Origin of the sequence: Burkholderia sp. BCC1972, from assembly GCF_905339605.1 — a bacterium.
Lineage (GTDB): Bacteria > Pseudomonadota > Gammaproteobacteria > Burkholderiales > Burkholderiaceae > Burkholderia.
This window is the reverse complement of record NZ_CAJPGH010000004.1, coordinates 114121-140666: the sequence shown is the minus strand read 5'-3', so window position 1 is coordinate 140666 and position 26546 is coordinate 114121. Positions and strand designations below refer to the sequence as shown.

Sequence of the window (26546 nt, the reverse complement as noted above, 5' to 3'; positions counted from 1 at the left end):
GGTCGGGTCCGGTTGGCGCGGGAGGGGGTGGCGGCTTCATGCCTTATGTAGCGATCCTGATGAACGTCACGCGCCGGCGCGTGCGCGGAACGTCTGGCGATAGCGCTGCGGCGACGTGCCGACGATGCGTGCGAACCGCTCGCGAAACGCGGTGACCGAACCGAACCCGGCTTCCGTCGCGACATGCTCGATCGACAGTTCCGTCACTTCCAGCAACTGCTGGGCATGCCTGACGCGTGCGGTCTGCAGCCATTGCCGCGGCGACGTGCCGGTCTGCTCCTGGAAACGCCGCGTCAGCGTGCGCACGCTCGTCGACGCCTTGCGGGCCATCGCGTCGAGCGTGAGCGGCTTGCGCAGGTTCGCCTGGAGCCAGTCCATCAGGTCCTGCAGCCCGTCGCCGCCGGCCGGCCATTCGGGCGCGATGAACTGCGCCTGCCCGCCTTCGCGCACGCGCGGCGCGACCGCGCTGCGTGCGGCGTCGACGGCAACCGCCGCGCCGTAGTCGGCCTGGATCATGTGCAGGCACAGGTCGAGGCCGGCCGCCGCGCCGGCCGACGTCAGGATCTGCCCGTTGTCGACGAACAGCACGTTGGGATCGACGTCGACGTCCGGATAGCGGCGCGCGAGTTCGGCGGCCGCGAGCCAGTGCGTCGTCGCGCGCAGTCCGTCGAGCAACCCGGCTTCCGCGAGCACGAACGCGCCGCTGCAGATCGACGCGATCCGGCAGCCGCGCGCGGCCGCCGCGCATAACGTCGCGAGCACGCGGCGCGACGTCGGGGCGAGCGGCACGGACGTGCCGGGGACCATGATCGTATCGGCATCGGCCAGTGCGTCGAGACGAAACGGCGGGCGCAGCTCGAACAAGTCGCCGGCGACGCGCGGCTGCTCGCTGCACACGCGCACGCGGTAGGCAGGTGCGCCGTCGGGCAAGCACACGCGCGCGAACGTGTCGCATGCGACGCCCAGGTCGAACGGCACGACATCGGGCAAAGCGAGGACGGCGACCGTGTGCATGACATCTGAGGCCGTGGCCAGAATCCGTTGAAAGATGTCATTCTAGCCAATGGCTCGAACCCGCACCACACGCGACAATCGCGTTGGATCAACCTGGAGCCTGACGATGCAACAAGACGATCGCAACGCGTTGCGGAACCTGCAGTACCTGTCGCTGCTCGAGGCGGCCACGCTCGTCGTGCTCGTGTGCGTCGCCGTGCCGCTCAAGCATCTGGCCGGCTATCCGGCCGCGGTATCGATCATGGGCCCGGTGCACGGGATCGCGTTCGCGATGTACGTGTGGGCGGTCGTCGGCACCGCGTCGAGCGGGCTGTGGAGCCGGGGCGAGGTCGCGCGGCTCGTGCTGTCGGCCGTCGTGCCGTTCGCGGGGCTGGCGAGTGCGGGATGGATCGCGCGCAAGCGGCACGCACGATGATCTACCTGGTACTGAAGGCCGTGCACGTGGCGGCCGTCGTCACGTTCGTCGGCGGGCTGCTGATGTTGTCCGTCGGTATCGGGATCGCGAACCTCGCCGTGCATCGCACGGTGCGGCGCTGGGATCGCACGGTGACGGCGCCCGCGCTTGCGCTCGTGTGGATCACGGGGATCGCGATCGCGTTGAACGGTCACTGGTTCGGCGCCGCGTGGCTGTCGGTGAAGCTGGTGGTGGTCGTCGCGCTGTCGGCACTGCACGGGATGCTGGCCGGCACGCTGCGGCGCATGGAGCGCGACGATCTCGTCGTCGTGCCGGCGCCGTGGCTCGGCCATGCAGCGGGCGCGGTCGTGGCCGCGACCGCGATCGTCGTCGGGCTGGTCGTGGTCAAGCCGTTCTGATATTGGCGTGAACAGGCCCTAGGCCAGCGCCAGCTCGACCGCCGCCAGCGTCCGGCGCCGGATCCAGCCGCTCCCCAGCCGAATCGCGAGCCAGTAAGGCATGAACAGCCAGCGCGCCCGCGCACTCGGGCAATGAACGAAGGTTTCGGTGCGCAGCACGTGCGCACCCGATGCGAGCCCGACGACCTCGAAGCGAAGCACCAGCTTTGCATCGAGCGGGTCGTCGTGGCGCGTGAAGGCCGCTGCGTCGGCGATCGCGCGCACGTCGAGCGTCGGGCGCCAGAAGCGTCCGATGAGGCCGAGCGACAGCGACGTGTCGTCGCGCTGGAGCGGTGTGAACGTGTGGAGGCCGAAGCGCGCCCGCTCGTCGCGGGCCGGCCGGTGGCGGAGCGTGCCGACGAGCGTCGTCGGGAGTTCGCGCACCGTGAGCAGCGCGTTGACGACCGGATCGGTGCGCATGTCGAGCGACGCGACGATATCGATGATGCGCGCGGGCGGTGCACCGATCGGCTGCGATTCATGCACTTCGTGAAACCCGAACGACGGAATGAACGGCGGCTTGCGCGCCGAGGTGCGGGTGGTCGATTCGGAGACGATGCCGAGCGCGTTCATCGCGGCTCCTGAAGGGGCAATGCGCGATCGTAGCACCGGGCGCGGATTGGCGTCACGGCGTTTCCGCGCGGGGCGCCGTCCCGACAAAAAAAGCCTGGAAACTCGCGTTCCCAGGCCTGGAGACCATCAACGATGATGGTGGAGGAGACGTCGTCGTCCCGATGCGCGCCGCCCTTCTGCAGGCGACGTCGCGCATGTGTCGCGGTCAGATCGCCCAGCCGCCGAGATAGAAGGTGACGAGCACGGCCGCGATGAGCACGGTGCCGACGTTGAGCTTGCGGAATTCGCCGCTGGCGATGCGGCCGATCACGAGCGTCGAGAAGCCGAGCATGATGCCCGTCACGATGTTCGCGGTCAGCACGATGAACACCGCGCACACGAGGCCCGACATCGCGTCGACCATGTCGTCCATGTGCAGCTTGCTCACGCTGCCCAGCATCAGCAGGCCGACGTACATCAGCGCCGGTGCGGTGGCGTACGACGGCACGAGGCCCGCGAGCGGCGAGAAGAACATCACGACGAGGAACAGCAGGCCGACGACGGCAGCCGCGAGGCCCGTCTTCGCGCCGGCGGCCACGCCGACGCTCGACTCGATGTAGGCCGCCGCCGGCGCGCCGCCGAGGAAACCGGAGAAGATCGAGCTGAGCGAATCGGCGGTCAGCGCGCGGCCGCCGTTGATGATGCGGCCGTTCTCGTCGAGCTGGCCGGCTTGCCCGGCGACTGCGCGGATGGTCCCGGTCGCGTCGAACACGGCGGTCATCACCAGTGCCAGCACGCTCGGCAGCACGGCCATCGAGAGCGCGCCCTTGATGTCCATCGCGCCGATCAGCGAGGCATGGCCCGGTGCGCTCAGCGACGGCAGCGCGAAGATGCCGTGGTACTTCACGGCCGGATCGAAGACCAGGCCGAAGATCGAGATCGCGATCACGACGAGCAGGATGCCGCCCGGCACGCGACGCTTCTCGAGGCCGAAGATCGCGGCGAGGCCGACGATCGACATGATGACCGGGAGCGCGGTGATCTGGCCGAGCGAGACCGGCAGGCCGGCGCCCGGGTTCTTGACCACGAGGCCGACGTCGTTCGACGCGATCAGCAGCAGGAACAGGCCGATGCCGATGCCCGTGCCGTGCGCGACGCCCGCGGGCAGGTTGCGCAGGATCCACGAACGTACGCCGGTGACCGAGATGCCCGTGAACACGAGGCCCATCAGGAACACGGCGCCGAGCGCGACCGCCGGTTGCAGGCCCTTGCCGAGCACGAGGCCGAACGCGGTGAACGCGGTCAGCGAGATCGCGCAGCCGATCGCGATCGGCAGTTTCGCCCACAGGCCCATCAGCAGCGAGCCGAATGCGGTCGTGAGGCAGACCGCGACGAACACGGCGCTCGTGTCGAAGCCGGCCTTGCCGAACATGCCGGGCACGACGAACACGGAATAGACCATCGCGAGGAAGGTGGTGACGCCGGCGACGATCTCCGTGCGCTGCGTGCTGCCGCGCGACGAAATGCCGAAGTACCGGTCGATGACTCCCTGGGTGCCAAAGTCCGTTTCTGCCGAGCCGACGTCGACCGTCGGCTGCACCGGGGTATCACTCATGAGCTTGCTCCTTTATCAGCATGCTGAAACGGTCCGTAGCGAACCGTCGTCAGGGTGTCTCGTATCTAGTTGGGATTTGTCGGCAACGTCGTGGGGACGAGTGACGCGTGATGCGTGTCGTTACGTGCGAATCGAAACGATCGCGAGGGTGTCGCGTCGGACGACGCGTGGTGTGGTCGACCCCGTCACGTGTGCTTTGCCGTAGCGAAGGTTAGGCGAGCCGCCCATCACGTCCCATCGGGGGAAGAGCATGCAGCGCATGTCGCAGCGCTTATATCGGCGTGCAACGGGGCTTCGTTGCGACGACACGCGTGTATACGCCTAGTTCGAATCCGTTAAGGCGACTATTTGAATGCGGGGTCGGCGGGCAGGATGGAAGCGGGTGCGGCATCGAGTCTTACGAATATCTTTCATTGAGGCTGCACGCGCGCATGAAAACGGCGGCGTGCGACGCGATGCGCGGCCGTGCGCCCGCGGCACCCGGATGATACCGGTGCCGCGCGCGGCTTGCGCTCGCGTGCGTTCCGGCCCTCGTCGCGTCAAGCGCGGGTGAGATGCGCGAGGTACGTGCAGAACATGTCGGCCATCGCGGTCGAATAGGCATCGATTTCCGCCGGCGTGCGCGCGGTTTCGGAGAACGTCTTGCCGCCCGACGTGAGCGTCGTCTTGATCAGCTCGCAGGCGAGCGCATGCGTGGCGTCGGGCACGCCGGGCAGCGCTTCGCGCATGAACGCATTGAAGACCCGGTTGCCCTCGGCCCGCACTTCCTGCGCCTCGGGGGCGTCGCGATAGAGCGGCGCGGCGTCGTCGAGTGCGATGCGCATGCCCGCCTCGTCGCATTCCGAACGGATGAACGCATGGACGGCCGCGCGCAGCCGCTCGGGCGGCGTCTTCTGCGTGTCCTGCAGTATTGCGCACAGCATGTCGGACGTCTGCCGCCATTCGTCGTGCTGCAGCCGGAACAGCACGGACGCCTTGTTCGGGAAGTACTGGTACAGCGAGCCGACGCTCACGCCGGCGCGCTCGGCGACGCGCGCCATCGTGAAACGCTGCGCGCCTTCGGCGGCCAAAACCTGAATAGCGGCCTCGAGCACATCTTCGACGAGACGGGCCGAGCGCGCCTGCCGAGGCAGCCTGCGCGTGGCGATCGGGGCGTTGCGGCGGTCGGTCATGGGTGGTTTGCCAATGCGAATAGTAAAACCTGAATAGTTCGTCATATTCTAGTCGGGCGCACTGACGCACTCAACCTGACACCGGAGATCCGCATGACCACCCTGATTCACGACCCGCTGGCGTCGCTGCTCGCGCGCCTGTTCGACGAAGCCGAGGCGTCGTCGCCCGCGACGAGCCCGGCCTTCGCCGGCGTGTCGCGCGACGAGCAAGCGCGGCTGATGCGCAGCAAGACGGACTACGCCGATCTGTATGCGCGCCTGAAGGACTTTCCGCTTCCCGTGTCGCGCGAGACGGGCACGCTGCTGTACATGCTCGCGCGCAGCGGCGGCGTGCGGGCGATCGTCGAATTCGGCACGTCGTTCGGCATCTCGACGCTGCATCTCGCGGCTGCGTTGCGCGACAACGGCGGCGGCCGGCTGATCACGAGCGAATTCGAGCCGTCGAAGGTCGCGCGCGCGCAGGCCAACCTGACTGCGGCCGGGCTCGCCGATCTCGTGGAGATTCGCGAAGGCGATGCGCTGCGCACGCTGGCCGCCGATCTTCCGGATGCGGTCGACCTGTTGCTGCTCGACGGTGCGAAGGCGCTGTATCCGGAAATCCTCGCGCTGGTCGAGCCGCGTCTCGGGACGGGGGCGTTCGTGGTGGCCGACAACGCGGAATACAGCCCCGAGTACCTCGCTTACGTGCGCGCACCGGAAAACGGCTATCTGTCGGTGCCGTTCGGCGGCGACGTCGAGTTGTCGATGCGGATACGCTGAGCCGCGCGAAACGAAGGCGGCGATCGTTTCGCTTTTCCATGCATGAAAGATAGGAAAACTGATTGAATGGAAGCGTGACGGAAGGCACCGGGACGATGCGCGGTACGTGTGAAGCCGCGCGTGTCACTTCAGGAACACGTATCGCGCGAAGTACGGAAAGCGGCCGACCGCATGCTCGGTCGTGCACGCCGCGGCCGGCGGCGTGCCGCCCGCCGTGTCGAGCCGCTGCACGAAGCGCACGCCGGCGAGCGTGCCTGTTGCGGCCGGCGTTGCCGCGAGCAGCAGTTGCGGAATGCTGGCCGGGCTTGCGCTCGGCGTTTCCGCGAGCTTCTTGCCGGTAATGCGGCTGCCGTCGAGCGCTTCCCACGACGGCCCCGTGCCGTGCCGGACGACGAGCGTGCCGCCTGCATCGAACAGCAGCGCTTCGGGATGCTGGAATGTCCATGCGAGCCGGTGTTCGGCATCGTATTCGCACGTGTAGACCTGCAAGCCGCTCGCGCTGGTCGACAGCACCGGCGTGGCCGGCTCGGGCGGCGCGAGACCGGCAGCGTCGTCGGCATGCGCGGGCGCGGTGAATGCCGCGCAGGAAAGGCCGGCCGCGAGGGCCAGCAGCATGTCGCGTGTCGGGGAGCGGCTTGGCATGGCGCGGCGTCCTTTCAGGTCGGGTGACGGTCGTGTGGAGTCGATCCTGTCAACACTAGACGCCGATTGCGTGGGCCGCAACCCGGAAATGACAATCGCGGCGATAGCGGCCGCGATTGTCGGGGGGCGGACATGCGATCAGCGGATCGCGACCGGGTTGATGTTGACCTGCGTGGAGCCGACGTACAGCGGCTGGCCGAGCACGAACAGGAATTCCCACGCCTTGTCGCGCACCAGCGCGCGGCTGTCGATCAGTTCCAGGTTGTAGATGCCGCGCTTCGCGAGCATGTACTGGTTGATCGGGAATTCGTCCTGCGTGTGCGGATTCGGATAGACCTCCGACGCCCACGTGTCGCCGCCGAACGCGACGATCCCCTGGTCGGCCAGCCACTTCGCGGCTTCCATGCCGATGCCGGGCTCGACTTCGAGGAACTGCTTGTCGTCCTTGCCGATCAGCTCCAGCCAGCCGGTGTTGAACAGCACGACGTCGCCCTTGCGCAGCGTCAGCCCCTGCCGCTTCAGCACGGCCTGGATGTCGGCGACCGTGAACTCGGTGCCGCCCGGCACGATCGGCTTGCCGTAGTAGGCGGTCATGTCGAGCACGACGCCGCGCGTGACGATCGGCGGCACCTTCTCGACGCCGAGCTTCTTCACGCCGTCGACGGTCACGAAATCGGCCGCCCGGTTGCCGTTGTAGTACACGTTGTCGATGCCGATGTGGCCGATGCCGTTGAGCTGCGTGCCGACGCCGGTCCACGCGTTGACGAGTTCGTCGTTGAACGTGAACTTGTTCGGGCCGAGGCTCTTGCCGGCCTGCTGGCCGACCTGCACGTTGTACAGCCGGAAGCTGCGGTGGCGGAACGCCGGCAGGTTCTTGTCCACCGGCACGGCCAGCGGATAGGTCTTGCCGGCCTTCACGAGGCCGACCGCGCGCCTGATGACGTCGGGCGTCAGCAGGTTGGCCGCGCCGATTTCGTCATCGGCGCCATAGACGGACGGATACCAGTCGGCCGCCGCCGCGGACGGGGTCGCATGGGCCGCCTGCGCGGCCGCGAACGGCAGGATCGCGGCGAGTGCGAGCCGGGCGAGCGTTGCTTTCATTCCAGACTCCTGTCGATCGTTACGCCGCGGCTTCCGCGAGCGTCGGGTAGTCGGTCAGGCCGTGTGCGCCGCCGCCGAACAGCGTGTTGCGGTCGTGCGGCGCGAGCGTGGCGCCGGTGCGCAGCCGCTCGGGCAGGTCGGGGTTCGCGACGAACGGGCGCCCGAAGGCGACGAGGTCGGCCCAGCCGGCGGCGATCGCTTCACGGGCGCGCTCGGCGGTATACGCGCCGGCATAGATCAGCACGCCGGGGAACGCGGCGCGCAATTGCTGCTTGAAGGCGACCGGCATCAGCGGCGCATCGTCCCAGTCGGCTTCCGCGATGTGCAGGTAGCCGACGCCGAGTCCGCCGAGCAGCTTCGCGGCCGCGAGATAGGTCGTTTCCGGATCGTCGTCGACGCAGCCGTTCAGCGTGGTCAGCGGCGCGAGGCGGATGCCGACGCGCGATGCGTCGCCGGTGCCGTCGATCAGCGCTTGCGCGACTTCGCGCAGGAAGCGCAGCCGGTTCTCCAGCGAGCCGCCGTATTGGTCGGTGCGCGTGTTCGCGTTCGAATCGATGAACTGGTTCACGAGGTAGCCGTTCGCGCCGTGCAGCTCGACGCCGTCGAAGCCGGCCTCGATCGCATGGCGGGCGGCTGTGCGGTACTGGCCGACGATCTCGCGGATCTCGTCGACCGACAGCGCGCGCGGTTCGGACGCCTGCACGAAGCCCGGCGTGCTGCCGTCCTCGCCGGCGACGAACACGTTCACGCCCTTCGCCTGGAGCGGCGACGACGATACGGGTTGCGCACCGCCGAGCAGGCTCGTGTGGCTCAACCGGCCGACATGCCACAGCTGCGCGAAGATGCGGCCGTGCGCGGCATGCACGGCGTCCGTCACCTTGCGCCAGCCGGCGACCTGCGACGGCGTGTGGATGCCGGGCGTCCACGCGTAGCCCTTGCCGAGCGGCGCGATGTAGGTGCCTTCGCTGACGATCAGGCCCGCACTCGCGCGCTGCGCGTAATACGCGGCCATCAGTTCGTTGGCTTCGTCGCCGGGCTGGCTGGCGCGCGAACGCGTCATCGGCGGCATCACGATGCGGTTCGGCAGCGTCAGTGCGCCGAGTCGCAGCGGTTGGAAAAGCGGGTCCTGGGTCATGGTGGTGTCCTGTGAGTGCCGCGGCCGGCTGGCCGCGGGCGGGTCTTGTCGAACGAGGGCACGTTCCCCTGTTTGGAAAAATTCATTCGTGGGGCTGGCCCCCAGAAGGGCCGATCGCCGCGTCATACTCCTCACGAATACGTCGAGTATTCGCTTCGTCGCAATCCTTGCGCTCGGCCCTTCTGGGGGCCAGCGCAAGCCCGTTATTAGCGGGAACAGGCCCTAGTCCCACTTCGGCGCGAGGCCGGCCGGGTCGACTTCGCGGCCGTTGCGCTCGAGCGCGGCGATCTGCGCCATGTCGTCGTCGGTCAGGCGCAGCGTCTGCGCGAGCAGGTTGCTCGCGAGGTTCTCGCGCTTCGTCGACGACGGGATCACGGAGTAGCCGAGCTGCAGCGCCCAGGCGAGTGCGACTTGCGCGGGCGTCGCGTCGTGACGCTGCGCGATCGCGCCGATCACCGGGTCGCCGAGCACCTTGCCGTATGCGAGCGTCATGTACGACGTCACGTGGATGCCTTCGGCGTTCAGGAACTCGACGAGCTTGCGGTTCTGCAGGTACGGGCTCAGTTCGATCTGGTTCGTCGCGATCGCATCCTTGCCGACGGCCGCGATCGCTTCCTTCGTCAGTTCGATGTTGAAGTTCGAGATGCCGATCTGGCGCGTCAGGCCCTTCGCCTTCGCGTCGGCGAGTGCGGTCATGAACGCCTGGATCGACACGCCGTTGTCCGGGGCCGGCCAGTGGATCAGCGTCAGGTCGACATGGTCGGTGCGCAGCTTGCGCAGGCTTTCTTCAAGGCTCGCGACCAGCTTTTCCGGTGCGTAGTTGTCGACCCAGATCTTCGTGGTCAGGAACAGGTCTTCACGGCGCACGCCCGATGCGGCGATCGCCTCGCCGACTTCGGCTTCGTTACCGTAGATCTGCGCGGTGTCGATCGCGCGGTAGCCGACTTCGAGGCCGTTGCGGACCGAGTCGATGACCACCTGGCCTTGCAGGCGGAAAGTGCCGAGGCCGAATGCGGGAATCTTGCTCATCATGTGCTCCTGGGAAGGATGGAACGGTTGCGGTATGGGAGTCATTCTGGTGCTTGAGACTGATGAGATAAACGCCTTTAGAGGTCAAAAATATTTGATTTGAAGTCAAATATAGGTCGTGCCCCGGGCCTGCCGGAGACCGTTGCCGGCCTTATGCGGCATGCGTTTGCGCGTTCGTCTTCGGATGGAACGCGGGCAGCACGTCCGACGCGATCTCGGCCATCGTCTCGTCGAGCGGGCGGCGGTTGCGGCGGAAATGCAGGCCGATGTGCCGCACGCCCGCGTCGCGCATCGCCGCGAGTTCTTCCGTCAGCGCGATGCGCCCCGCGCGGGCGCCGAAGCGGTGCCGCTGCAGCGGCTCGTGCGGATCTTCCGCGAGGTCGAGGTGGATGAAGCTCACGTACGGCTTGTCGCCGGCCACCGCGCGCCAGTTCGCGGCGCGCTGCGCATGGTCGGCCGGCGTGCCCGGATACGCGAGGCAGCCGTCCATGTGCTCGCCGATCCACGCAGGCGTCTGCTGCGCGAGACCCGCGACGAGCAGCGGCACCGGCGAACGGGCTGCCGGCAGCACTTCCAGTCCGGGCGGCAGGTGGCCGCGCGCGCCGTCGCGCAGCAGCGCGACCTGGTCGCGGAAATTCGCGCCGCGCGACGCGAAATCGCGGCCGAACAGCGGATATTCGACCGGCCGGTCGCCGCTCGCGACGCCGAGCATCAGGCGCCCGCCGCTCAGCTCCTGGATCGTCGCGGCCGATTTCAGCGTCAGCAGCGGCTCGCGCAGCGGCAGCACGACGGCGGCCGTGCCGAGCAGGATGTCGTTCGTGATCCCCGCGAGGTAGCCGAGATACGAGAACGTCTCGAACACCTGCGCGGCGTCGCCGAACGACGGGTCGTACAGCGGCACGTCGCGCACCCAGAGCGCGCGGAAGCCGAGCGTGTCGGCCAGTTGCGCGAGCTCCGCATGGATCTCCAGGTCGGGCACGCCGGGGCGGCGGCCCTGGTGCTGGCGCTTCGCGTCGCCGGCCGGCGACCAGTCGTTGTCGAGCGGCAGTTCGATGCCGACGCTGAAGCCGCCGTCGGCGAGTGTGTCGAGTGAAGTGGACATGTCGGGCTCCGTTCAGACCGCGCGCAGGCTGCCTTCGAGGCGGTGGAAATCGAGCGACGACGCGGTGAAGAACGAGCGCGACGTGCCGGCGGCGAAATCGTCGATGTGCACGACCGTCGCGCGGTCGGCTTCCTGCCACGAGATCGCGTAGGTCTCGCCGGCGATCGGCTGCCACGTGTATTCGACTTCACCCTTCGCGCCCGCGTACGGGCCTTCGGTGATCTCGTAGCGCATGCGGCGGCCGTCCTCGTCGTACGCATTGAGCGCGGTGAGGCCGTCGTAACGGACTTCGAAAGTCTTGCCGGCGAACGGCGGACGTTGGGTCGATGCGTTCATGCGGGGGCGCTCCTGCAAAAAAGTGACGTTCAATGAGCGAGTTCGACGGGTTCGGCCGTGCGTTCCGGCAGCCCGTGGCGGCGGTCGAGCCGGCCGCTCAGCGCGGTGAGCGCGAAGGCGCCGAGCGTGACGACGGCGGCGATCCACGGCGTGTGGCCGAGGCCGACGTTCGCGACGATCAGGCCGCCGAGCGACGAGCCGCCGGCCACGCCGAGGTTGAAGGCGGCGATGTTGAAGCCCGATGCGACGTCGGTGGCGTCCGGCGCGAAGTGGCGCGCCTGCTTGACGACGTAGACCTGCAGCCCCGGCACGTTGCCGAACGCGACGGCACCCCAGGCGAGCATCGTCAGCACTGCGAGCCATTTCACGTGGATCGTGAAGGTCAGCGCGAGCAGCACGATTGCCAGCAGCAGGAAGATCCGCTTGAGCGCCTTCACGGGGCCGACGGCATCCGCGAGCTTGCCGCCCCACACGTTGCCGAACGCGACCGACACGCCGTAGCCGACGAGCACGAGGCTGACCTGCGACGGCGTGAAGCCGGCGATCTGTTCGAGCAGCGGCGCCATGTACGTGAACGCGATCAGCGAACCGCCGTAGCCGACGGCCGTCATCGCGAAGACGAGCAGCAGGCGCGGCTGGGCGAGCACGCGCAGCTGGCGGGCGAGCGGCGCCGGCGGCGTCTGCGGCAGCCCGCGCGGCACGAAGGCGACGGCGCCGAGGAATGCGACGAGGCCGAACAGCGCAACGATCAGGAACGTCGCGCGCCAGCCGAAGTGCTGGCCGATGAAGGTGCCGAGCGGAATGCCGGCGACGAATGCGACGGTCATGCCGCTGAACATCGTCGCGATCGCGCTGGCGGCCTTCTCCTTCGGCACGAGCGTCGTCGCGATGATCGAGCCGACCGAGAAGAACACGCCGTGCGCGAGGCCGGTGAGGATGCGCGCGACGATCAGCGATTCGTAGCTCGGCGCCTGCCAGGCGACGAGGTTGCCGACGGTGAAGAGCGCCATCAGGCCGGCGAGCAGCGTCTTGCGCGGCACGCGGCCGGTGAGCGCGGTGAGCAGCGGCGCGCCGATGGCGACGCTCAGTGCATAGAGGCTGACGAGCAGGCCGGCCGACGGCAGGCTGACGCCGAGATCGGCGCCGATCGTCGGGATCAGCCCGACGATCACGAATTCGGTGGTGCCGATGGCAAAGGCGCTGATGGTCAGCGCAAGCAGGGCGAGTGGCATGGTGGGATCCGGGTTCCAGTAAGGATGGATCGCAGTGTGCCGCCTTTACTTTTGCGGAAAAACTAGGCTATAAACCAAATTGTTTTGATTTCAAATCAATAATGAAGATCACGCTCGACGAACTCCAGGCCTTTGCGGCCGTGGTCGACACCGGTTCGATCACCGCTGCCGCCCAGCAGCTCGACCTCACCGTGTCGGCAACCAGCCGCACGCTCGCGCGGCTCGAGGAGAAGCTGAAGACCACGCTGCTGCGCCGGACCACGCGCCGGCTCGAATTGACCGAGGAGGGGCGTGCGTTCCTGCAGGATGCGCGCGCGATCATCGAATCGGTCGAGAGCGCGGAGGAGCAGATGCTCGCGCGGCGTGAGATGCCGTCGGGGCGCCTGCGCGTCGACGCCGCGACGCCGTTCATGCTCCACGTGATCGTGCCGCTCGTGCGCGGCTATCGCGAACGCTTCCCGAAGGTCGAGCTGGAGCTGAACAGCAACGAGGGCATCATCGACCTGCTGGAGCGGCGCACCGACGTCGCGATCCGGATCGGCCGGCTGAAGGATTCGACGCTGCACAGCCGGCGCATCGGCAACAGCCGGCTGCGCATCCTCGCGAGCCCCGCGTATCTCGAAGCGCACGGCCAGCCGCGCAAGGTCGAGGATCTCGACAAGCACGCGCTGCTCGGCTTCACGCAGCCCGAATCGCTGAACGTGTGGCCGATCCTCGGCACCGACGGCGAAGCGTGCCGGATCGAGCCGGACGTCTGCTCGTCGAGCGGCGAGACGCTGCGGCAGCTTGCGCTGGAGGGCGTGGGCGTCGTCTGCCTGTCGGATTTCATGACCGCGCAGGATCGCGAAGCGGGGCGGCTCGTGCAGGTGCTCGCGCGCCAGACGCTCGAGGTCGAGCAGCCGATCCATGCGGTGTACTACCGCAATACCGCGATCTCGTCGCGGATCGCGTCGTTCGTCGACTACCTGATCGAGGTGCTGGGCGGCGGCAGCGGCGATGCGCCGGCGCGGCGCAAGGCCGCGTGGATGGAGCCGCGGTAGCGGCGCCGGGCAGGCGGCGCTGCCCTTCGGGAGCGGGCGTGCCGCGCGGGCGGCACGCCGTCGTGCTGCGGTTACGCCTCTTCGGCCCAGGACATCCCGTCGCGCGCGAGCAGCGCCGACGAAGCGGCGGGCCCGAACGTGCCGGCCGTGTACAGGCGCGGCCGGTCGCCGAGCTGCTTCCAGCCTTCGAGGATCGGCTCGACCCACGTCCACGCGGCTTCGAGCTCGTCGCGACGCATGAAGTGCGTGAGGCGGCCGCGGATCACGTCGATCAGCAGCCGTTCGTACGCTTCCGCGCGCCGCTCCGGAATCGCCTGCTGCAGGTCGAGGTTCAGGTTGACCGGCACCATGTTCATCCCGCTGCCAGGCTCCTTCGCGAGCATCTGCAGCTGGATCGACTCTTCCGGCTGGAGCTGGATCACGAGGCGGTTGCCGTAATTGCGCGGGCCGGTCGGGATGATCGAGAACGGCATGTCCGCGAACTCGATCACGATTTCCGACTGGCGGCGCTGCAGCCGCTTGCCCGTACGCAGGAAGAACGGCACGTTGGCCCAGCGCCAGTTGTTGATGTGCGCGCGCAGCGCGACGAAGGTTTCCGCGCGGCTGTCGGCCGGCACGTTGTCTTCCTCGAGATAGCCCTTGACCGGCTGGCCGTCGACCGCGCCGGCCGTGTACTGGCCGCGCACCGTGTCGCGTGCGACGTCCGACAGCGACATCGGCCGCAGCGAGCGCAGCACCTTCAGCTTCTCGTCGCGCACGGCGTCCGGGTCGAGCGACACGGGCGGCTCCATCGCGACGATGCACAGCAGTTGCAGCAGGTGGTTCTGCACCATGTCGCGCAGCGCGCCGGTATGGTCGTAGAAACCCGCGCGGCTGCCGACGCCGACCGTCTCCGCGACCGTGATCTGCACGCTGCGGATGTTCGGCGCCTGCCACAGCGGCCCGAAGATCGGGTTGCCGAAGCGCAGGACCATCAGGTTCTGCACGGTTTCCTTGCCGAGATAGTGGTCGATCCGATAGATCTGCGATTCCTCGAAGTGCTTGCCGACCGCATTGTTGATCGCCTTCGCGGACGCGAGATCGTGACCCAGCGGCTTTTCGAGGACGACGCGCGAGCGTGCGTCGACGAGGTGCGCGGCCGACAGGTTGTCGCAGATCGTCGTGAACAGCTCGGGCGACGTCGACAGGTAGAACACGCGGATCGCATCGCCGCGCGCCGCTTCGGCGAGCCGCAGGTAGTCGTCCGGTGCGTTCACGTCGATCAGCACGTACTTGAACAGGTCGAGGAAGCGGCTCCACGCGTCGGCGTCGAACGCCTTCTCGTCGATGAACGGGCGCGACTGCTCGTCCATGAACTTGCGATAGCCGTCGATGCCCCAGTCGCGGCGGCCGACGGCGATGATGCGCGTCTCGGGCGGAAGATTGCAGTGCAGGTGCGCCATGTACAGCGCGGGCAACAGCTTGCGGGCGGCAAGGTCGCCGCCGCCGCCGAAAATGATCATGTCGACGGGCCGGTCGGCCGCGGTCTGGGAAGGCTGATTCGTCATGGGAGGTTCGCGGTTTGAAACGGTGAACGTGAAACGAACGTCGAGGCATCGGGCGCCGGATGGCCGGCGCCGGTACGGCAAAACGCTAATAGTGCACCGTTTTGATGGATTGCGTATGCGTTCCCCCGGATGTAACAGGGCTTGCGTTCCCGATGATGTGTTGATTATGATTGAGCGCTCACTCATTAAAGGAGCCGAACGTGGCCCGACCGCGCAGTCCCGACAAGCACGAAGCCATTCTCGCCGCGGCCGCGCGCGCGCTCGCCGAGGACGGCGCGACCGCGACGACCGCGCGCATCGCGCGGCTTGCCGGTGTGGCGGAAGGCACGGTGTTCACCTATTTCGAGACCAAGGATGCGTTGTTCAACGCGCTGTACGTGAGCCTGAAGGCCGACATGCGCGAAGCGATGATGACCGGGTTTCCGGAACACGCGCCGGCCGAGCAGGCGGTGCGGCATGCGTGGAACGGCTATGTGTCGTGGGGCGTCGCGAATCCGGACGGCCGGCGCGCGCTGCAGCAGCTCGGCGTGAGCGGTCGCATCGACGACGCGCATCGGGCCGCCGGCTCGGAGGGCTTCGGCGCGATCGGCACGCTGCTGCGCGAGCAGGTCGCCGCGTCGGGCGCGTTGAGCCGCGACGAAGCGCATGCGTTCTGCGCGGCGTTGTTCACGTCGATCGCGGAAACCGCGATGGAGTCGATCGCACGCGATCCGGCGCGGGCCGATGCCTACCGGGAAGCGGGGTTTCGTGCGTTGTGGGCCGTGTTGCACGCGGTGTGAGTCGGGAACTGGCGTCGTGGCGGTGCGTGCCGCAACGACAGGCAGGCTGTTTCAGGCAGGGCGATGCTGGTCACGAAGGATCGATGCGTCGCCCATATTAATGAGTGAGTAATCATTCATTTTCATCGTTTCACCACGATCAAGGAGTGGAAAATGTCGAAAGTCTGGTTGGTAACAGGGGCCGCACGCGGCCTGGGGCGAGCGATTTCGGAAGCGGTGCTGGCGGCGGGCGACCGGCTGGTGGCCGGGGCGCGCGATCCTGCGCGACTGGCCGATCTGGCCGAACGGTACGGCGACCGGTTGCTGCCGGTCGAGCTCGACGTCACCGACGAAGCGGCGGCGGCGCGGGCCGTCGCGGCGGCACGTGCCGCGTTCGGACGCATCGACGTGCTGGTGAACAACGCGGGTTACGGCCACACGGCGCCGTTCGAGCAGACGAGCGCCGACGCCTTCCGCGACCAGATCGAGACGAACCTGTTCGGCGTGGTCAACCTGACGCGCGCGGTGCTGCCGGCGATGCGCGCGCAGCGCGCGGGGCACATCTTCCAGGTGTCGTCGGTCGGCGGGCGCACCTCGACGCCCGGATTGTCCGCGTATCAGGCGGCGAAGTGGGCGGTCGGCGGATTCAGCGACGTGCTCGCGAAGGAAGCCGCGCCGTTCGGCGTGCGCGTGTGCACGCTCGAACCGGGCGGAATGCGCACCGAATGGGCCGCGCAGGCGAAGCGCGGGATCGACGACCTGCTGCCCGACTACCAGCCGTCGGTCGGGAAGATCCTCGACCTGCTCGGCATGTATGGCGGCCACGAGATCGGCGATCCCGCGCGAATCGCGGCGCTGATCGTCGACCTGTCGCGCCGCGACGACGTGCCGCTGCGCCTGCTGCTCGGCGGCGATGCGCTGTTCGTCTGCGAGCAGGCGGAGCGGCAGCGCGCGGAAGAGGCCGCGCGGTGGCGGGACACCACGCTGTCGACGCAGTTTCCGGATGCGACGCTGCCGGACGGGCTGGATGCGTTGAAGGGAATCGACTGAACCGGGCGGTTCGTTGCCGGCAGCATCCGCATCCGGGGATGAGCGCAGCGGGCCGCGAGCCCGCGCGCTCGATTCGGTCCACGGTTTCATGACGGTCGTGCTGCCGGCCGGACGTCACACATACCAGTCCAGTGTCTTCACGATTCCCGTTTCGAAACTCTCCGCCGGCCGCCATTGCAGTTCGCGGTCGAGCTTTCCTGCATCGATCGCATACCGTCGGTCGTGACCGGGGCGATCGGTGACGAACCGGACGAGGCGCGCATGCGGCGCGTGTTCGGGCCGCCGCTCGTCGAGCAGCGTACAGATCAGCGCGACGATGTCGACATTGCGCCATTCGTTGCAGCCGCCGACGTTGTAGGTCTCGCCGACCGTCCCGCGCCGGATGACCGCGTCGATCGCGCGGCAATGGTCGTCGACGTACAGCCAGTCGCGCACGTTCGCGCCGTCGCCGTACACGGGGATGTCGGTGCCGTCGATGCAATGACGGATCACGGTCGGAATGAATTTCTCGCCGTGCTGGCGCGGCCCGTAATTGTTCGAGCAGTTCGTCGTGGTGACGGGCAATCCGTACGTATGGAAATAGGCTCGCGCGAGATGGTCCGAGCTTGCCTTGGTGGCCGAGTACGGAGAATTCGGCGCATAAGGCGTCGTTTCGGAAAAGGGCGGGTCGTCGGGGGCCAGCGAGCCGAACACCTCGTCGGTGCCGATATGGTGAAAGCGGCGGCGCGCGTGGGCGTCGGCCCTGCCGAGTTTTTGATCGTTCAACCAGATCTGGCGGCACGCATCGAGCAGCGTCCAGGTGCCGAGCACGTTCGTGCGGACGAATTCGCCGGGGCCGTCGATCGAGCGGTCGACGTGGCTTTCGGCCGCGAAATGGACGACGGTGTCGATCGCATGGTCGCGCAGCAGCGACTCGACGAGCGGTCGGTCGCAGATGTCGCCGAGGACGAAGCGATGACGATCGGCGCCCGGCAGGTCGTCGCCGAGATTGTCGAGGCTGCCCGCATAGGTCAGCAGATCCAGCGTGATGACGCTGACCGGCGGATCGCTTTCGAGCAGATGACGAACGAAATTGGCGCCGATGAAGCCGGCACCGCCCGTCACCAGCACGTGTTTCGGTCGATAGCTCATAAGGTTCGGTTCCAGGTGGCAAGCACTTCGGATAGTCCGGCGAGCCACGACGGCGACGCGATGCCGAAGTGTTCTCGCAGGAGGCTGCAGTCGAGCGCGGAATTCGCCGGCCGCGACGCTGGCAACGGATAGGCGTCGGTCCGGATCGGCCGGACGAACGGTACGCGATCGATGAGGCCGGTGCGCCGCGCCTCGGTGAAGATCGTCTCCGCGAAGCCGTGCCACGTCGTCACCGGCGTGCCGCACAGGTGATAGGTGCCCCAGCGCAGCGTCTCACCGGCCCGGTATCGCGCCGCGATCGTCAACAGCGCATCGGCGATCGCACCGGCATGCGTCGGGCCGCCGTACTGATCGGCGACGACACCGACGACGTCGCGCTCGCGCCCGACCCGCAGCATGGTTCGCACGAAATTGCTGCCGTGCGCGCCGAATACCCATGCGACGCGCAGGATCAGATGACGGTCGGGCAATCGCGCGCGCACCGCTTCCTCGCCGGCGAGCTTGCTCTGGCCGTATACGCCGAGCGGCGCGACGGCGGCGGTTTCCGCATACGCGCCCGGCATGCGGCCGTCGAACACATAGTCGGTCGACAGATGGATCAACGGAATGCCGGTCGCGGTGCATGCGTCGGCCAGCACGGCCGGACCGTCGCGGTTCGCCTGCCATGCGGCATCGGGCTCGGTTTCCGCGCGGTCGACGGCGGTCCATCCCGCAGCATTGATCACGAGCGTGGCGCGGTGTTCGTCAAGCGCGCGGTGCACCGCGTCGGCATCGGCGATGTCCAGCGCCGCACGCGACAGCCCGACGAGCGGCTGCCTGCCCGCGCGCAGCACGAGTTCTCGCCCCACCTGGCCGAGTGCGCCGGTCACGACGATCGTCATCGCGCACTCCCGTATGCCGGCAGCATCGCCGGCGCGTCGGCGGCCAGTTCGGCGAGCGGAGGCTGCCGCCGATCCTTGTCCGACAACTGATACGGCGCGCCGGGATCGGGCCAGTCGATGCCAATCGCCGGATCGTCCCAGCGCACGCCCGCATCCGAATCGGGATCGTAGTACTGCGTGCACTTGTACGCAAAGTCGGCCTCGTCGGACAACACGCAAAAGCCGTGTGCGAAGCCGGGCGGAATCCATAGCATCCGGTGCGATACGTCGTCGAGCTGCGCGCCGAACCAGCGGCCGAAGGACGGCGAGCCGCGCCGGATGTCGACGGCGACGTCGTAGACCGCGCCGCGCGCCGCGTGCACCAGCTTGCCCTGCGGATTCACCCGCTGGTAGTGCAGCCCGCGCAGCACGCCGCGACGCGAGCGCGACTGGTTGTCCTGGACGAAGCTTGCGTCGACACCCGCGTCGCGCAGCCAGCTTTCCCGGAAGCTTTCGACGAAAAAACCGCGTGCGTCGCCGAACACGCCGGGCTCGATCATCAGCACGCCGGGCAGCGGCGTTTCGATCACGCGTGTCATGCGGCGACCTCCTTGCTCAGCAGGTCGAGCAGATAGCGGCCGTACCCGCTTTTTGCGAGCTTGTGGGCGAGCGTTTCGAGCTGCTCCGCATCGATCCAGCCGAGCCGGTACGCGATTTCCTCGGGACACGCGATTTGCAGGCCCTGCCGCGCCTGCATCACCTGGATGAAATTGGCCGCGTCGAGCAGCGATTCGTGCGTGCCGGTGTCGAGCCATGCGTAGCCGCGCCCGAGTATCTCGACATTCAGCGCGCCGCGCGCAAGATACGCGAGGTTCAGGTCGGTGATTTCCAGTTCGCCGCGCGCGGACGGTCGCACGGCCTTTGCCAGTTCGACGACGTCGTTGTCGTAGAAATAGAGGCCGGTGACCGCATAGTGCGACTTCGGCTCGCGCGGCTTCTCCTCGAGGTCGATCGCGCGGCCGTGCGCGTCGAACGACACGACGCCGTAGCGCTCCGGATCGCGCACGTAATAGCCGAACACGGTCGCGCCGGCGGTCCGTGCGGCGGCTTGTTGCAGCAGCGACGACAGCGCGGGCCCGTGATAGATGTTGTCGCCGAGCACGAGCGTCGCCGCGTCGTGGCCGATGAACGGCGCGCCGATCACGAATGCCTGGGCAAGACCGTCGGGGCTCGGCTGCGCCGCATACGAAAAGTTCATGCCCCACTGGCTGCCGTCGCCGAGCAGTTGATGGAAGGCGTCGAGATCGCGCGGCGTCGAGATGATCAGCACGTCGCGGATACCCGACAGCATGATCGTGCTGAGCGGGTAATAGATCATCGGTTTGTCGTACACCGGCATCAACTGCTTCGATACCGAATGCGTGAGCGGATGGAGCCGGGTGCCCGAGCCGCCCGCCAGAATCAGTCCTTTACGGCCAATCGCTGTTTGCATGAGGTCCCTCGCTTCAAGAGGAAAAATGCGTGCGTGATATTCGGAATGCAACGAATGCGTCGATCGCGCCGGCTGCGGCCGAGATCCGTGCGCGCCCGGCTACGGTTGCTCGGCGCCTCCGGCGTGAATCGCACGAAATACGATCGCGAAGCCGAGCGCGTACAGCGCGGCGATCACCGCGAAGCCGACAGCCGTCGCGCGGTCCGGGTCGTCGATCACGTGCAGGATCACCGATGCGATCGCGATACCCACGAGCGAGCCGATCTGCCTGCTCGCGTTCAGCGACGCGGCGGCGAGGTTCGCGTCCGCCGCATCGGCCGACTGCATCACGACGAGGTTCATCGCCGGAATGGCCTGGCCGGCGCCGAAGTTGGCGACGCCGACCGCGATGGCCAGCAGCGGATACGGCATCGCCGCGACGCCGACGAGCGTCATGCTGCCGAGTGCGGCGAGCGCGAGCCCGATGAGCAGCGTGCGGCGCGTGCCGAGCCGGGCGCTGACCTTCGCGGACGCGAGATTGCCGATGCCGAACATCGCCATCAGTGGAAACAGTTCGAATCCGGCGACGAGTGCGCTTGCGCCGCGGACGTTCTGCAAATAGAGGCTCAACAAGAAGATTTCGGCGAGGATCCCGAAGTTGATCGCGAGGCCCAGCGTGCTGCCCGCGACGAAACGCCGGTTCGCGAGCAGCGCCGGCGACAGGATGCGCGAGTTCGCGTAGCGCTCCCGTAATGCGAATGCCGCGGTTGCGGCCAATGTCGCGGCCACGCCGGCGATGATGGACGGCGAGCGCCAGCCGGCGCTGGGCCCTTCGATCAACGTGAAGCTCAGCGCGGCGAGCGCCAGCGCCCCGAACAGATGACCGAGCGCATTCAACGGGCCGGGATGGCGCGGCGCCCGCGCGATATGCCGGTACGTGAGCCACAGGCCGGCGGCACCGACCGGCAGGTTCACCCAGAAGATGCCGCGCCAGCCGATCGCCTCGACCAGCACGCCGCCGACGCAGGGGCCGAGCGCCATCGCGGCCGACACCAGCGCGCCCCAGATGCCGATCATCCGCGTGCGCGTCGGTCCCGGCGGGAACGCGAGCGTGAGCAGGCTCAGCGAACTCGGCATGAAGAGCGCCGCGCCGACGCCCTGCGCGAGGCGCGCCGCGACGAGTGCGCCGCTGGACTGCGCGGCCGCGCACAGCACCGACGCGCCGACGAACAGCGCGAGCCCGGCGACGTAGACGGCTTTCGACCCGTAGCGGTTCGCGAGCGCGCCGCCGAGCAGCAGCAGCGCGGCGAAGCTGAGCGTGTACGCATCGACGACCCACACCAGCGCGGTCAGCGACATCGACAGGCTGGTTTCCATGGCCTTCAGCGCGACGTTGACGATCGTCACGTCGAGCATGGCCATCACGAAGCCGCATGCGAGCGCGACCATCACGAGCACGGGGCGCGCGGCCGCGGATGCGTACGCGCCGGTGGCCGGCGTGGCGCTCCCGCCGCTCATGCGGCCCGCCCGCCGAGGTACAGGCGCCGCATCTCGTCGCTGTCGAGCAACTCGGCAGCGGGCCCTTCGAGCGCGACGCGCCCCATCGTCAGCACGATGCCGCGATCCGCGATGCGCAGCGCCTCGATCGCATTCTGCTCGACCATCAGCACACCGATATGCTCGGTGTCGCGCATCCGGACGATCGCGTCGAACACCTCGTCGACCATCTTCGGCGACAGGCCCGCCGACGGCTCGTCGAGCAGCAACAACACCGGGCGCGGCATCAGCGCACGCGCGAGCGACACGATCTGCCGCTCGCCGCCGGACAACGCGCCTGCCGGCGACCGGTAGCGACGCCGCAGGACGGGATACTGCTCGCACAGCTCGTCGATCCGCGCTTCGCGCGGAAATGCGGACATCGACTGGCCGCCGAGCATCAGGTTTTCCCGCACGGTCAGCGACGCGAACACGTTGTCGGTCTGCGGCACGAAGCCGATGCCGTATTCGCGGATCTTCCGATGGACCGGCACGCGCGCCACGTCGGCGCCCTGGATCGTCACGCTGCCCGCACGAGGCAGGAGGAAGCCCGCGATCGACTTCAGCAGCGTCGATTTTCCGCAGCCGTTCGGACCGAGGATCGTCACGATGTCGATGGCGCCGACCGTGAGCGACACGCCATGCAGGATGTCGACTTCGGGCGTGTAGCCGGCGACGAGTTCGCGCACGTCGATCATGAGGCCTCCAGTGGACGACGGGCGGCATGCGCGCGGCCGAGATAGGCATCGAGTACGCGACGGTTGCGTTCCAGTTCCGTCGGACGGCAGTTCGCGATCGCCACGCCGCGGTCCAGTACGACGCAGCGGTCGCATAGCTCGCGGATGAAATGCATGTCGTGCTCGATGACGACCAGCGTGACGCCCTGTTCGCGAATCCGCCGCAGCTCGTCGATCAATTCGCCGCGCAGGTTCGGGTGCACGCCGGCGGTCGGCTCGTCGAGCAACAGCAGCTTGGGCTCGGTCATCATCGCGCACGCAATGCCCAGCAGCTTCTTCTGGCCGCCGGAGATCGACGCGGCGGCCAGGTGCGCGACGCCGGACAGCTTCAGCTCGTCCAGCAGCGCGACGGCGCGCGCACGGGTAGCGGCATCGAGCGCGCGCGTCGCACGGCCGCGCCAGAGTGCGGCACCGATTCCGTGGCGCGCGGACGAAGCCGCCATCGCGAGTTCGAGCACCGACATGCGCGCTGGCATCGACGGCAACTGGAACGTGCGGCGCACGCCCAGCCGGGCGATCCGGTGCGGCGACAGCGCGTCGATCCGCTGACCGTCGAAGCGGATGGCGCCCGCCGCGAGCGGCGCGAAGCCGGTGATCGCGTTGAGCGCGGTGCTCTTGCCCGAGCCGTTCGGGCCGAGCAGGCCGACGATCTCGCCGCCGTCGACCGACAGCGTGACGCCGGACAGGACGACGTTCTCGCCGTAGCGGATCGTCACGCCGTCGAGATCGAGCAGCGCGCTCATGGCCGCACCTCCAGGCGCTCCGGCACGAGCCCATGCGGGCGCCAGAGCACGCACGCGAGCAGCATCAGGCCGACCAGGCCGAGCCGCACCGCGCCGGTCAGGTCGCTGCCGACCGCGAGCCAGTCCTTGAGAAACGGCGCCAGCGCGTAGACGGCCTGCACGATCAGCGTGCCCACCAGCACGCCCGCGTGGCTGCCGAGGCCGCCGACCATCACGACGGTCCAGAGCGCGAAGGTCTCGGACGCGATCATCGCGTCCGGCCCGACATAACCGATGTACCAGGTGGCGAGCGCCCCGGCGAGCGCGGCGGGGAGCGCACCGGCAATGCATGCACGCGCTTTCAGCGCGAGCGGATCGTAGCCGAAGCAGACCGCGAGCGCGGGTTCTTCGCGCATCACCTTCAGCGCCCGGCCGAAGCGGCTTGCGGTCAGGCGCCGGTACGTCGCGTAGGTGAGCGCGAGGCAGCCGGCCGTGACCGCGAGAAAGGCGAGATCGCCCCACGGCGCCCGCAGCCCGGGGAACAGCGGCGCGATGCCGCCGATGCCTTGCGCGCCGCCGGTGAGCCAGCTTTCGTTGAGCGCGATCGTGCGCAGGATCTCGGCGATCGCGAGCGTCGCGATCCCCCAGTAGTCGGCGGAGAGCTGCCGTCCCAGCCGCGCGACGACGAGCGCCAGCGCGCCCGCCGCGACCAGCGCGAGCGCCAGCGCCGAAAACAGCGGCCAGCCGAGCTGCGACGCGATGCCGGCCGCGTACGCGCCGAGCCCGGCGAACGCAATGAAGCCGAAATTGACGAGCCCCGCATAGCCGGCCTGCAGGTTCAGCCCGAGCGCCATCGTCGCGTACAGGCAGCCGATGGTCAGCAGATGGATGACGAAGCTAGACACGCCGCACCTCCCGATCGAAGATTCCGTAGGGCCGGAAGATCAGCGCGACGAGCAGGATCGCGAACGACACTGCGCCGACATACTCGACCGGAAAGAATTGCATCGGCCGATCGACGAGCGCACCGAAATCGACGTTCAACGCGACGGTTTCGGCGACGGCGATCAGAAGCGCGCCCGCCGCGGCGCCGAGCGGATTGCCGAGACCGCCCAGGATCGCCGCGGAGAACACCGGAATCAGCAGCCCGTAGCCGAGATTCACATGCACGCTCTCGGTGGCGCCGAGCATCGTGCCGCCGAGCGCCGCCAGCACGCCGCTCGCGAACGTGATCACGTTGGTCACGCGCGTCGCGTCGATGCCGGTCGCGAGCGCCAGCGCGCGATTCGACGCGAGCGCCCGCATCGCCCGCCCGAGGCCGGTGCGGTACAGCAGCGCCGCGAACAGGGCGAGCGCGCCCGCGCCGCACGCGATCGAGCCCAGTTGCGGCACGGACAGCGCGACGCCGGCGATCGACAGCGGCGGATGCACGTCCTGCGCATACTGCTGCGGCCGCGAGCCGGCGATGCCGAGCACCAGCGCGACCGCGAGCATCGAGATCGCGAGCGAGCCGATCATCGCCACCGCGCTGCCCGAACGCAAGAGCCTCGCGAACACGAACAGGTTCAGCAGCGTCGCGGCGGTGCCGATCAGCACGCAGGACACGGCCGTCGCGAGCGCGAACGGCAGCCCCGCGCGCTCCAGCCAGAGCGTCGCGAATGCGCCGAGCATCGCGTACTGGACATGCGCGATGTTGGGAAAGCGGATCAGCGAATAGAGCGTCGACAGACCGACCGACACCAGCATCAGGTCGGCGGTGCGGATCAATACGTCGACAATGAATGACAGCATGGCGATGTCCTCGGGTTCATCCAGGCGAGCGGCCGCTCACTGCTGCGCGACGACCGATTGGCGGTAGACCACCTTCTCGTAGGGCTGTACTTCCCGCTGGCCGTCGGCATCGAACGCGATCGCGCCGGTCACGCCGGCATACGACTTGCCCAAGGCCGCGAGCGCCGTGCGAATCCTGGCCGGGTCGGTGGACTGCGCACGGCCGATCGCCGCGGCAGACAACAACGTCGCGTCGTACGCATAGCTGCCGAACGCCGATCGCGGCGCCTCGTTGTACGCGGCTTGATAAGCGCTCGCATACGCTTTCGCGCCCGCGCCGAGCGCGGCGACTTCGAGGCCGATCTGGCCTTGCGCGATCTGCGAAGGCGTGTCGCTCGTGCACATCGTCAGATAGATGCCGTACCACGGATGCTGGTTGAGCTGCATCTCGAATGCCTGCCGGTTCAGCGTCGCGGCCTCCTGGCCATACGCGCTGTAGACATACGCGTCGGGCTGCGCGCGCGACGCCTGCTCCAGTTCGCGGCGATAGGTCGACTGCCCTTCCGTGTAGAGCACCGTCGACACCACCGTGCCGCCGAGTGCCTCGAAACGCTTCTTGAATTCGCCGGCGATACCCTGGCCATAGCCGTTGTTCGGCGCAATCAGCGCGATGCGGCGCAGCTTGCGGGCGTACACGTCCTGGGCGGCGAAGCGCGCGGACAGGTCGTCCAGCCCGATCACGCTGAACGAGCCCGCGCCGATCTTGCGCACTTGCTGACTCGACGAGCCGATGTTGATGTGCACGTCGCCCTGGCGTACCAGGAACTGTCCGACGGGAATCGTCACCGACGACGAGAACTCGCCGAGCACGACCGGCACGTGCTCGACGGTCGCGAGCTTGCGCGCGGCGTCGAGTGCGGTATTGGCCGAGCCGCCCGAATCCTCGATCCGCACGGCGAGCTTCTGGCCCAGCACGCCGCCCTTCGCATTGATCTGCGCGACGGCAAGCTCGATGCCGCGGCGCTGGTCTTCGCCGATGGATGCACTCGCGCCGGTCAGCGGCAGCACCGCGCCCACGCTGACGTCGGCCTGCGCGGCGCCTGACGCAATCGCACCGAGCGCGATCCAGATACCGACACTCCACTGACTTGTCTTCATCTTCGTTCTCCCGTCGCATGGTCGGCCGCACGGATGGCGGCGTGGTTTGATATACAGAAGTGTCGACAGAATCACAGATCAAAAATCGTTTGAATATAAATTTTCGAACTGCTGTGAAGAATGGCGAAGGCCGCGGAGGTGATAGAAAAATCGCCCTGTTTTCATGCATTTATGCACGCGGATAAAGAGCGTGGATAGTCTTGGTGCACACTCGCGCCACGATGG

General features: G+C 68.0%; 28 protein-coding genes. 6 read left to right on the top strand and 22 right to left on the bottom strand.

The annotated features are described in order from the left end of the window. Positions 1 to 66: 66 nt before the first annotated feature. Complete coding sequence (locus tag U5798_RS08270; protein ID WP_322081765.1) at positions 67 to 1014, bottom strand: GlxA family transcriptional regulator; 948 nt, start codon at positions 1012 to 1014, stop codon at positions 67 to 69. Positions 1015 to 1120: 106 nt separating this feature from the next. Here U5798_RS08270 and U5798_RS08265 point away from each other — a divergent pair, with 106 nt between their 5' ends. Together U5798_RS08265 and U5798_RS08260 are read left to right on the top strand one after the other, a co-directional pair. Continuing rightward, positions 1121 to 1429, top strand: a complete 309-nt coding sequence (locus U5798_RS08265; protein ID WP_322081764.1) for a DUF3817 domain-containing protein — start codon at positions 1121 to 1123, stop codon at positions 1427 to 1429. Continuing rightward, the gene (locus U5798_RS08260) at positions 1426 to 1827 is read left to right on the top strand and encodes a CopD family protein (RefSeq protein ID WP_322081889.1); all 402 of its coding nucleotides are present in this window, start codon (positions 1426 to 1428) and stop codon (positions 1825 to 1827) included. Before U5798_RS08265 ends, U5798_RS08260 begins: the two co-directional genes overlap by 4 nt. An 18-nt stretch (positions 1828 to 1845) precedes the next feature. Here U5798_RS08260 and U5798_RS08255 read toward each other — a convergent pair whose 3' ends face one another. The 3 genes from U5798_RS08255 to U5798_RS08245 form a co-directional block, all read right to left on the bottom strand. After that, positions 1846 to 2439: a hypothetical protein gene (locus U5798_RS08255; RefSeq protein ID WP_124451122.1), complete on the bottom strand. Its 594-nt coding sequence runs from the start codon at positions 2437 to 2439 to the stop codon at positions 1846 to 1848. 205 nt (positions 2440 to 2644) lie between these two features. Next, on the bottom strand, positions 2645 to 4033 hold the full coding sequence (locus U5798_RS08250; RefSeq protein ID WP_124455488.1) for an NCS2 family permease: 1389 nt from the start codon (positions 4031 to 4033) through the stop codon (positions 2645 to 2647). 539 nt (positions 4034 to 4572) lie between these two features. Beyond that, positions 4573 to 5250: a TetR family transcriptional regulator gene (locus U5798_RS08245; protein ID WP_124455489.1), complete on the bottom strand. Its 678-nt coding sequence runs from the start codon at positions 5248 to 5250 to the stop codon at positions 4573 to 4575. A gap of 48 nt (positions 5251 to 5298) precedes the next feature. Here U5798_RS08245 and U5798_RS08240 point away from each other — a divergent pair, with 48 nt between their 5' ends. Beyond that, complete coding sequence (locus tag U5798_RS08240; protein WP_322081763.1) at positions 5299 to 5964, top strand: O-methyltransferase; 666 nt, start codon at positions 5299 to 5301, stop codon at positions 5962 to 5964. Between the two features lie 123 nt (positions 5965 to 6087). Here U5798_RS08240 and U5798_RS08235 read toward each other — a convergent pair whose 3' ends face one another. From U5798_RS08235 to U5798_RS08205, 7 genes are all read right to left on the bottom strand, one after another. After that, entirely contained in the window at positions 6088 to 6606 is a 519-nt protein-coding gene (locus U5798_RS08235; protein WP_124455491.1) for a DUF3455 domain-containing protein, read from the bottom strand. A gap of 138 nt (positions 6607 to 6744) precedes the next feature. Next, on the bottom strand, positions 6745 to 7707 hold the full coding sequence (locus U5798_RS08230) for a cyclase family protein (protein ID WP_124455492.1): 963 nt from the start codon (positions 7705 to 7707) through the stop codon (positions 6745 to 6747). 19 nt (positions 7708 to 7726) lie between these two features. Then, positions 7727 to 8842 (bottom strand): alkene reductase, encoded by a 1116-nt coding sequence (locus tag U5798_RS08225; RefSeq protein ID WP_322081762.1) that lies wholly within the window; start codon positions 8840 to 8842, stop codon positions 7727 to 7729. A 222-nt stretch (positions 8843 to 9064) separates the two neighbouring features. Then, entirely contained in the window at positions 9065 to 9871 is an 807-nt protein-coding gene (dkgB, locus tag U5798_RS08220; protein WP_124455494.1) for a 2,5-didehydrogluconate reductase DkgB, read from the bottom strand. Between the two features lie 151 nt (positions 9872 to 10022). Then, a complete protein-coding gene (locus U5798_RS08215) occupies positions 10023 to 10973 on the bottom strand; it encodes an LLM class oxidoreductase (RefSeq protein ID WP_124455495.1) in 951 nt (316 codons plus the stop codon). A gap of 12 nt (positions 10974 to 10985) precedes the next feature. Then, positions 10986 to 11309, bottom strand: a complete 324-nt coding sequence (locus U5798_RS08210) for a MoaF-related domain-containing protein (protein WP_124455496.1) — start codon at positions 11307 to 11309, stop codon at positions 10986 to 10988. Between the two features lie 29 nt (positions 11310 to 11338). Then, a complete protein-coding gene (locus U5798_RS08205) occupies positions 11339 to 12541 on the bottom strand; it encodes an MFS transporter (RefSeq protein WP_124455497.1) in 1203 nt (400 codons plus the stop codon). A 101-nt stretch (positions 12542 to 12642) separates the two neighbouring features. Between U5798_RS08205 and U5798_RS08200 the strand changes: the two genes are divergently transcribed. Continuing rightward, positions 12643 to 13581: a LysR family transcriptional regulator gene (locus U5798_RS08200; RefSeq protein ID WP_322081761.1), complete on the top strand. Its 939-nt coding sequence runs from the start codon at positions 12643 to 12645 to the stop codon at positions 13579 to 13581. Between the two features lie 71 nt (positions 13582 to 13652). On the opposite strand, the gene zwf is transcribed toward U5798_RS08200, so the two are convergent. Next, on the bottom strand, positions 13653 to 15128 hold the full coding sequence (gene zwf, locus U5798_RS08195; RefSeq protein ID WP_124455499.1) for a glucose-6-phosphate dehydrogenase: 1476 nt from the start codon (positions 15126 to 15128) through the stop codon (positions 13653 to 13655). A gap of 200 nt (positions 15129 to 15328) precedes the next feature. Here zwf and U5798_RS08190 point away from each other — a divergent pair, with 200 nt between their 5' ends. Next, positions 15329 to 15907, top strand: a complete 579-nt coding sequence (locus tag U5798_RS08190; protein WP_124455500.1) for a TetR/AcrR family transcriptional regulator — start codon at positions 15329 to 15331, stop codon at positions 15905 to 15907. Positions 15908 to 16060: 153 nt separating this feature from the next. Next, a complete protein-coding gene (locus tag U5798_RS08185) occupies positions 16061 to 16936 on the top strand; it encodes an SDR family NAD(P)-dependent oxidoreductase (protein WP_124455501.1) in 876 nt (291 codons plus the stop codon). 114 nt (positions 16937 to 17050) lie between these two features. Here U5798_RS08185 and rfbB read toward each other — a convergent pair whose 3' ends face one another. From rfbB to U5798_RS08135, 10 genes are all read right to left on the bottom strand, one after another. Then, entirely contained in the window at positions 17051 to 18067 is a 1017-nt protein-coding gene (gene rfbB, locus U5798_RS08180) for a dTDP-glucose 4,6-dehydratase (RefSeq protein WP_322081760.1), read from the bottom strand. Next, positions 18064 to 18948: a dTDP-4-dehydrorhamnose reductase gene (rfbD, locus tag U5798_RS08175; RefSeq protein WP_322081759.1), complete on the bottom strand. Its 885-nt coding sequence runs from the start codon at positions 18946 to 18948 to the stop codon at positions 18064 to 18066. Before rfbD ends, rfbB begins: the two co-directional genes overlap by 4 nt. Next, entirely contained in the window at positions 18945 to 19526 is a 582-nt protein-coding gene (gene rfbC / locus U5798_RS08170) for a dTDP-4-dehydrorhamnose 3,5-epimerase (RefSeq protein WP_322081758.1), read from the bottom strand. The genes rfbD and rfbC overlap by 4 nt, the downstream gene beginning before the upstream one ends. Further along, positions 19523 to 20419 (bottom strand): glucose-1-phosphate thymidylyltransferase RfbA, encoded by an 897-nt coding sequence (rfbA, locus tag U5798_RS08165; RefSeq protein ID WP_124455505.1) that lies wholly within the window; start codon positions 20417 to 20419, stop codon positions 19523 to 19525. Before rfbA ends, rfbC begins: the two co-directional genes overlap by 4 nt. Before the next feature lie 99 nt (positions 20420 to 20518). Beyond that, complete coding sequence (locus U5798_RS08160; RefSeq protein ID WP_322081757.1) at positions 20519 to 21916, bottom strand: MFS transporter; 1398 nt, start codon at positions 21914 to 21916, stop codon at positions 20519 to 20521. Continuing rightward, positions 21913 to 22632 carry an ABC transporter ATP-binding protein gene (locus U5798_RS08155; protein ID WP_124455507.1) on the bottom strand — a complete coding sequence of 240 codons (720 nt, stop codon included), beginning with the start codon at positions 22630 to 22632 and terminating at the stop codon, positions 21913 to 21915. Before U5798_RS08155 ends, U5798_RS08160 begins: the two co-directional genes overlap by 4 nt. Next, on the bottom strand, positions 22629 to 23414 hold the full coding sequence (locus U5798_RS08150) for an ABC transporter ATP-binding protein (RefSeq protein WP_124455508.1): 786 nt from the start codon (positions 23412 to 23414) through the stop codon (positions 22629 to 22631). The genes U5798_RS08155 and U5798_RS08150 overlap by 4 nt, the downstream gene beginning before the upstream one ends. After that, positions 23411 to 24298 carry a branched-chain amino acid ABC transporter permease gene (locus tag U5798_RS08145; RefSeq protein WP_322081756.1) on the bottom strand — a complete coding sequence of 296 codons (888 nt, stop codon included), beginning with the start codon at positions 24296 to 24298 and terminating at the stop codon, positions 23411 to 23413. Before U5798_RS08145 ends, U5798_RS08150 begins: the two co-directional genes overlap by 4 nt. Then, positions 24291 to 25184 (bottom strand): branched-chain amino acid ABC transporter permease, encoded by an 894-nt coding sequence (locus U5798_RS08140; RefSeq protein WP_124455510.1) that lies wholly within the window; start codon positions 25182 to 25184, stop codon positions 24291 to 24293. Before U5798_RS08140 ends, U5798_RS08145 begins: the two co-directional genes overlap by 8 nt. A 36-nt stretch (positions 25185 to 25220) precedes the next feature. After that, positions 25221 to 26321 (bottom strand): ABC transporter substrate-binding protein, encoded by a 1101-nt coding sequence (locus U5798_RS08135; RefSeq protein ID WP_124455511.1) that lies wholly within the window; start codon positions 26319 to 26321, stop codon positions 25221 to 25223. Positions 26322 to 26546: the final 225 nt, after the last annotated feature.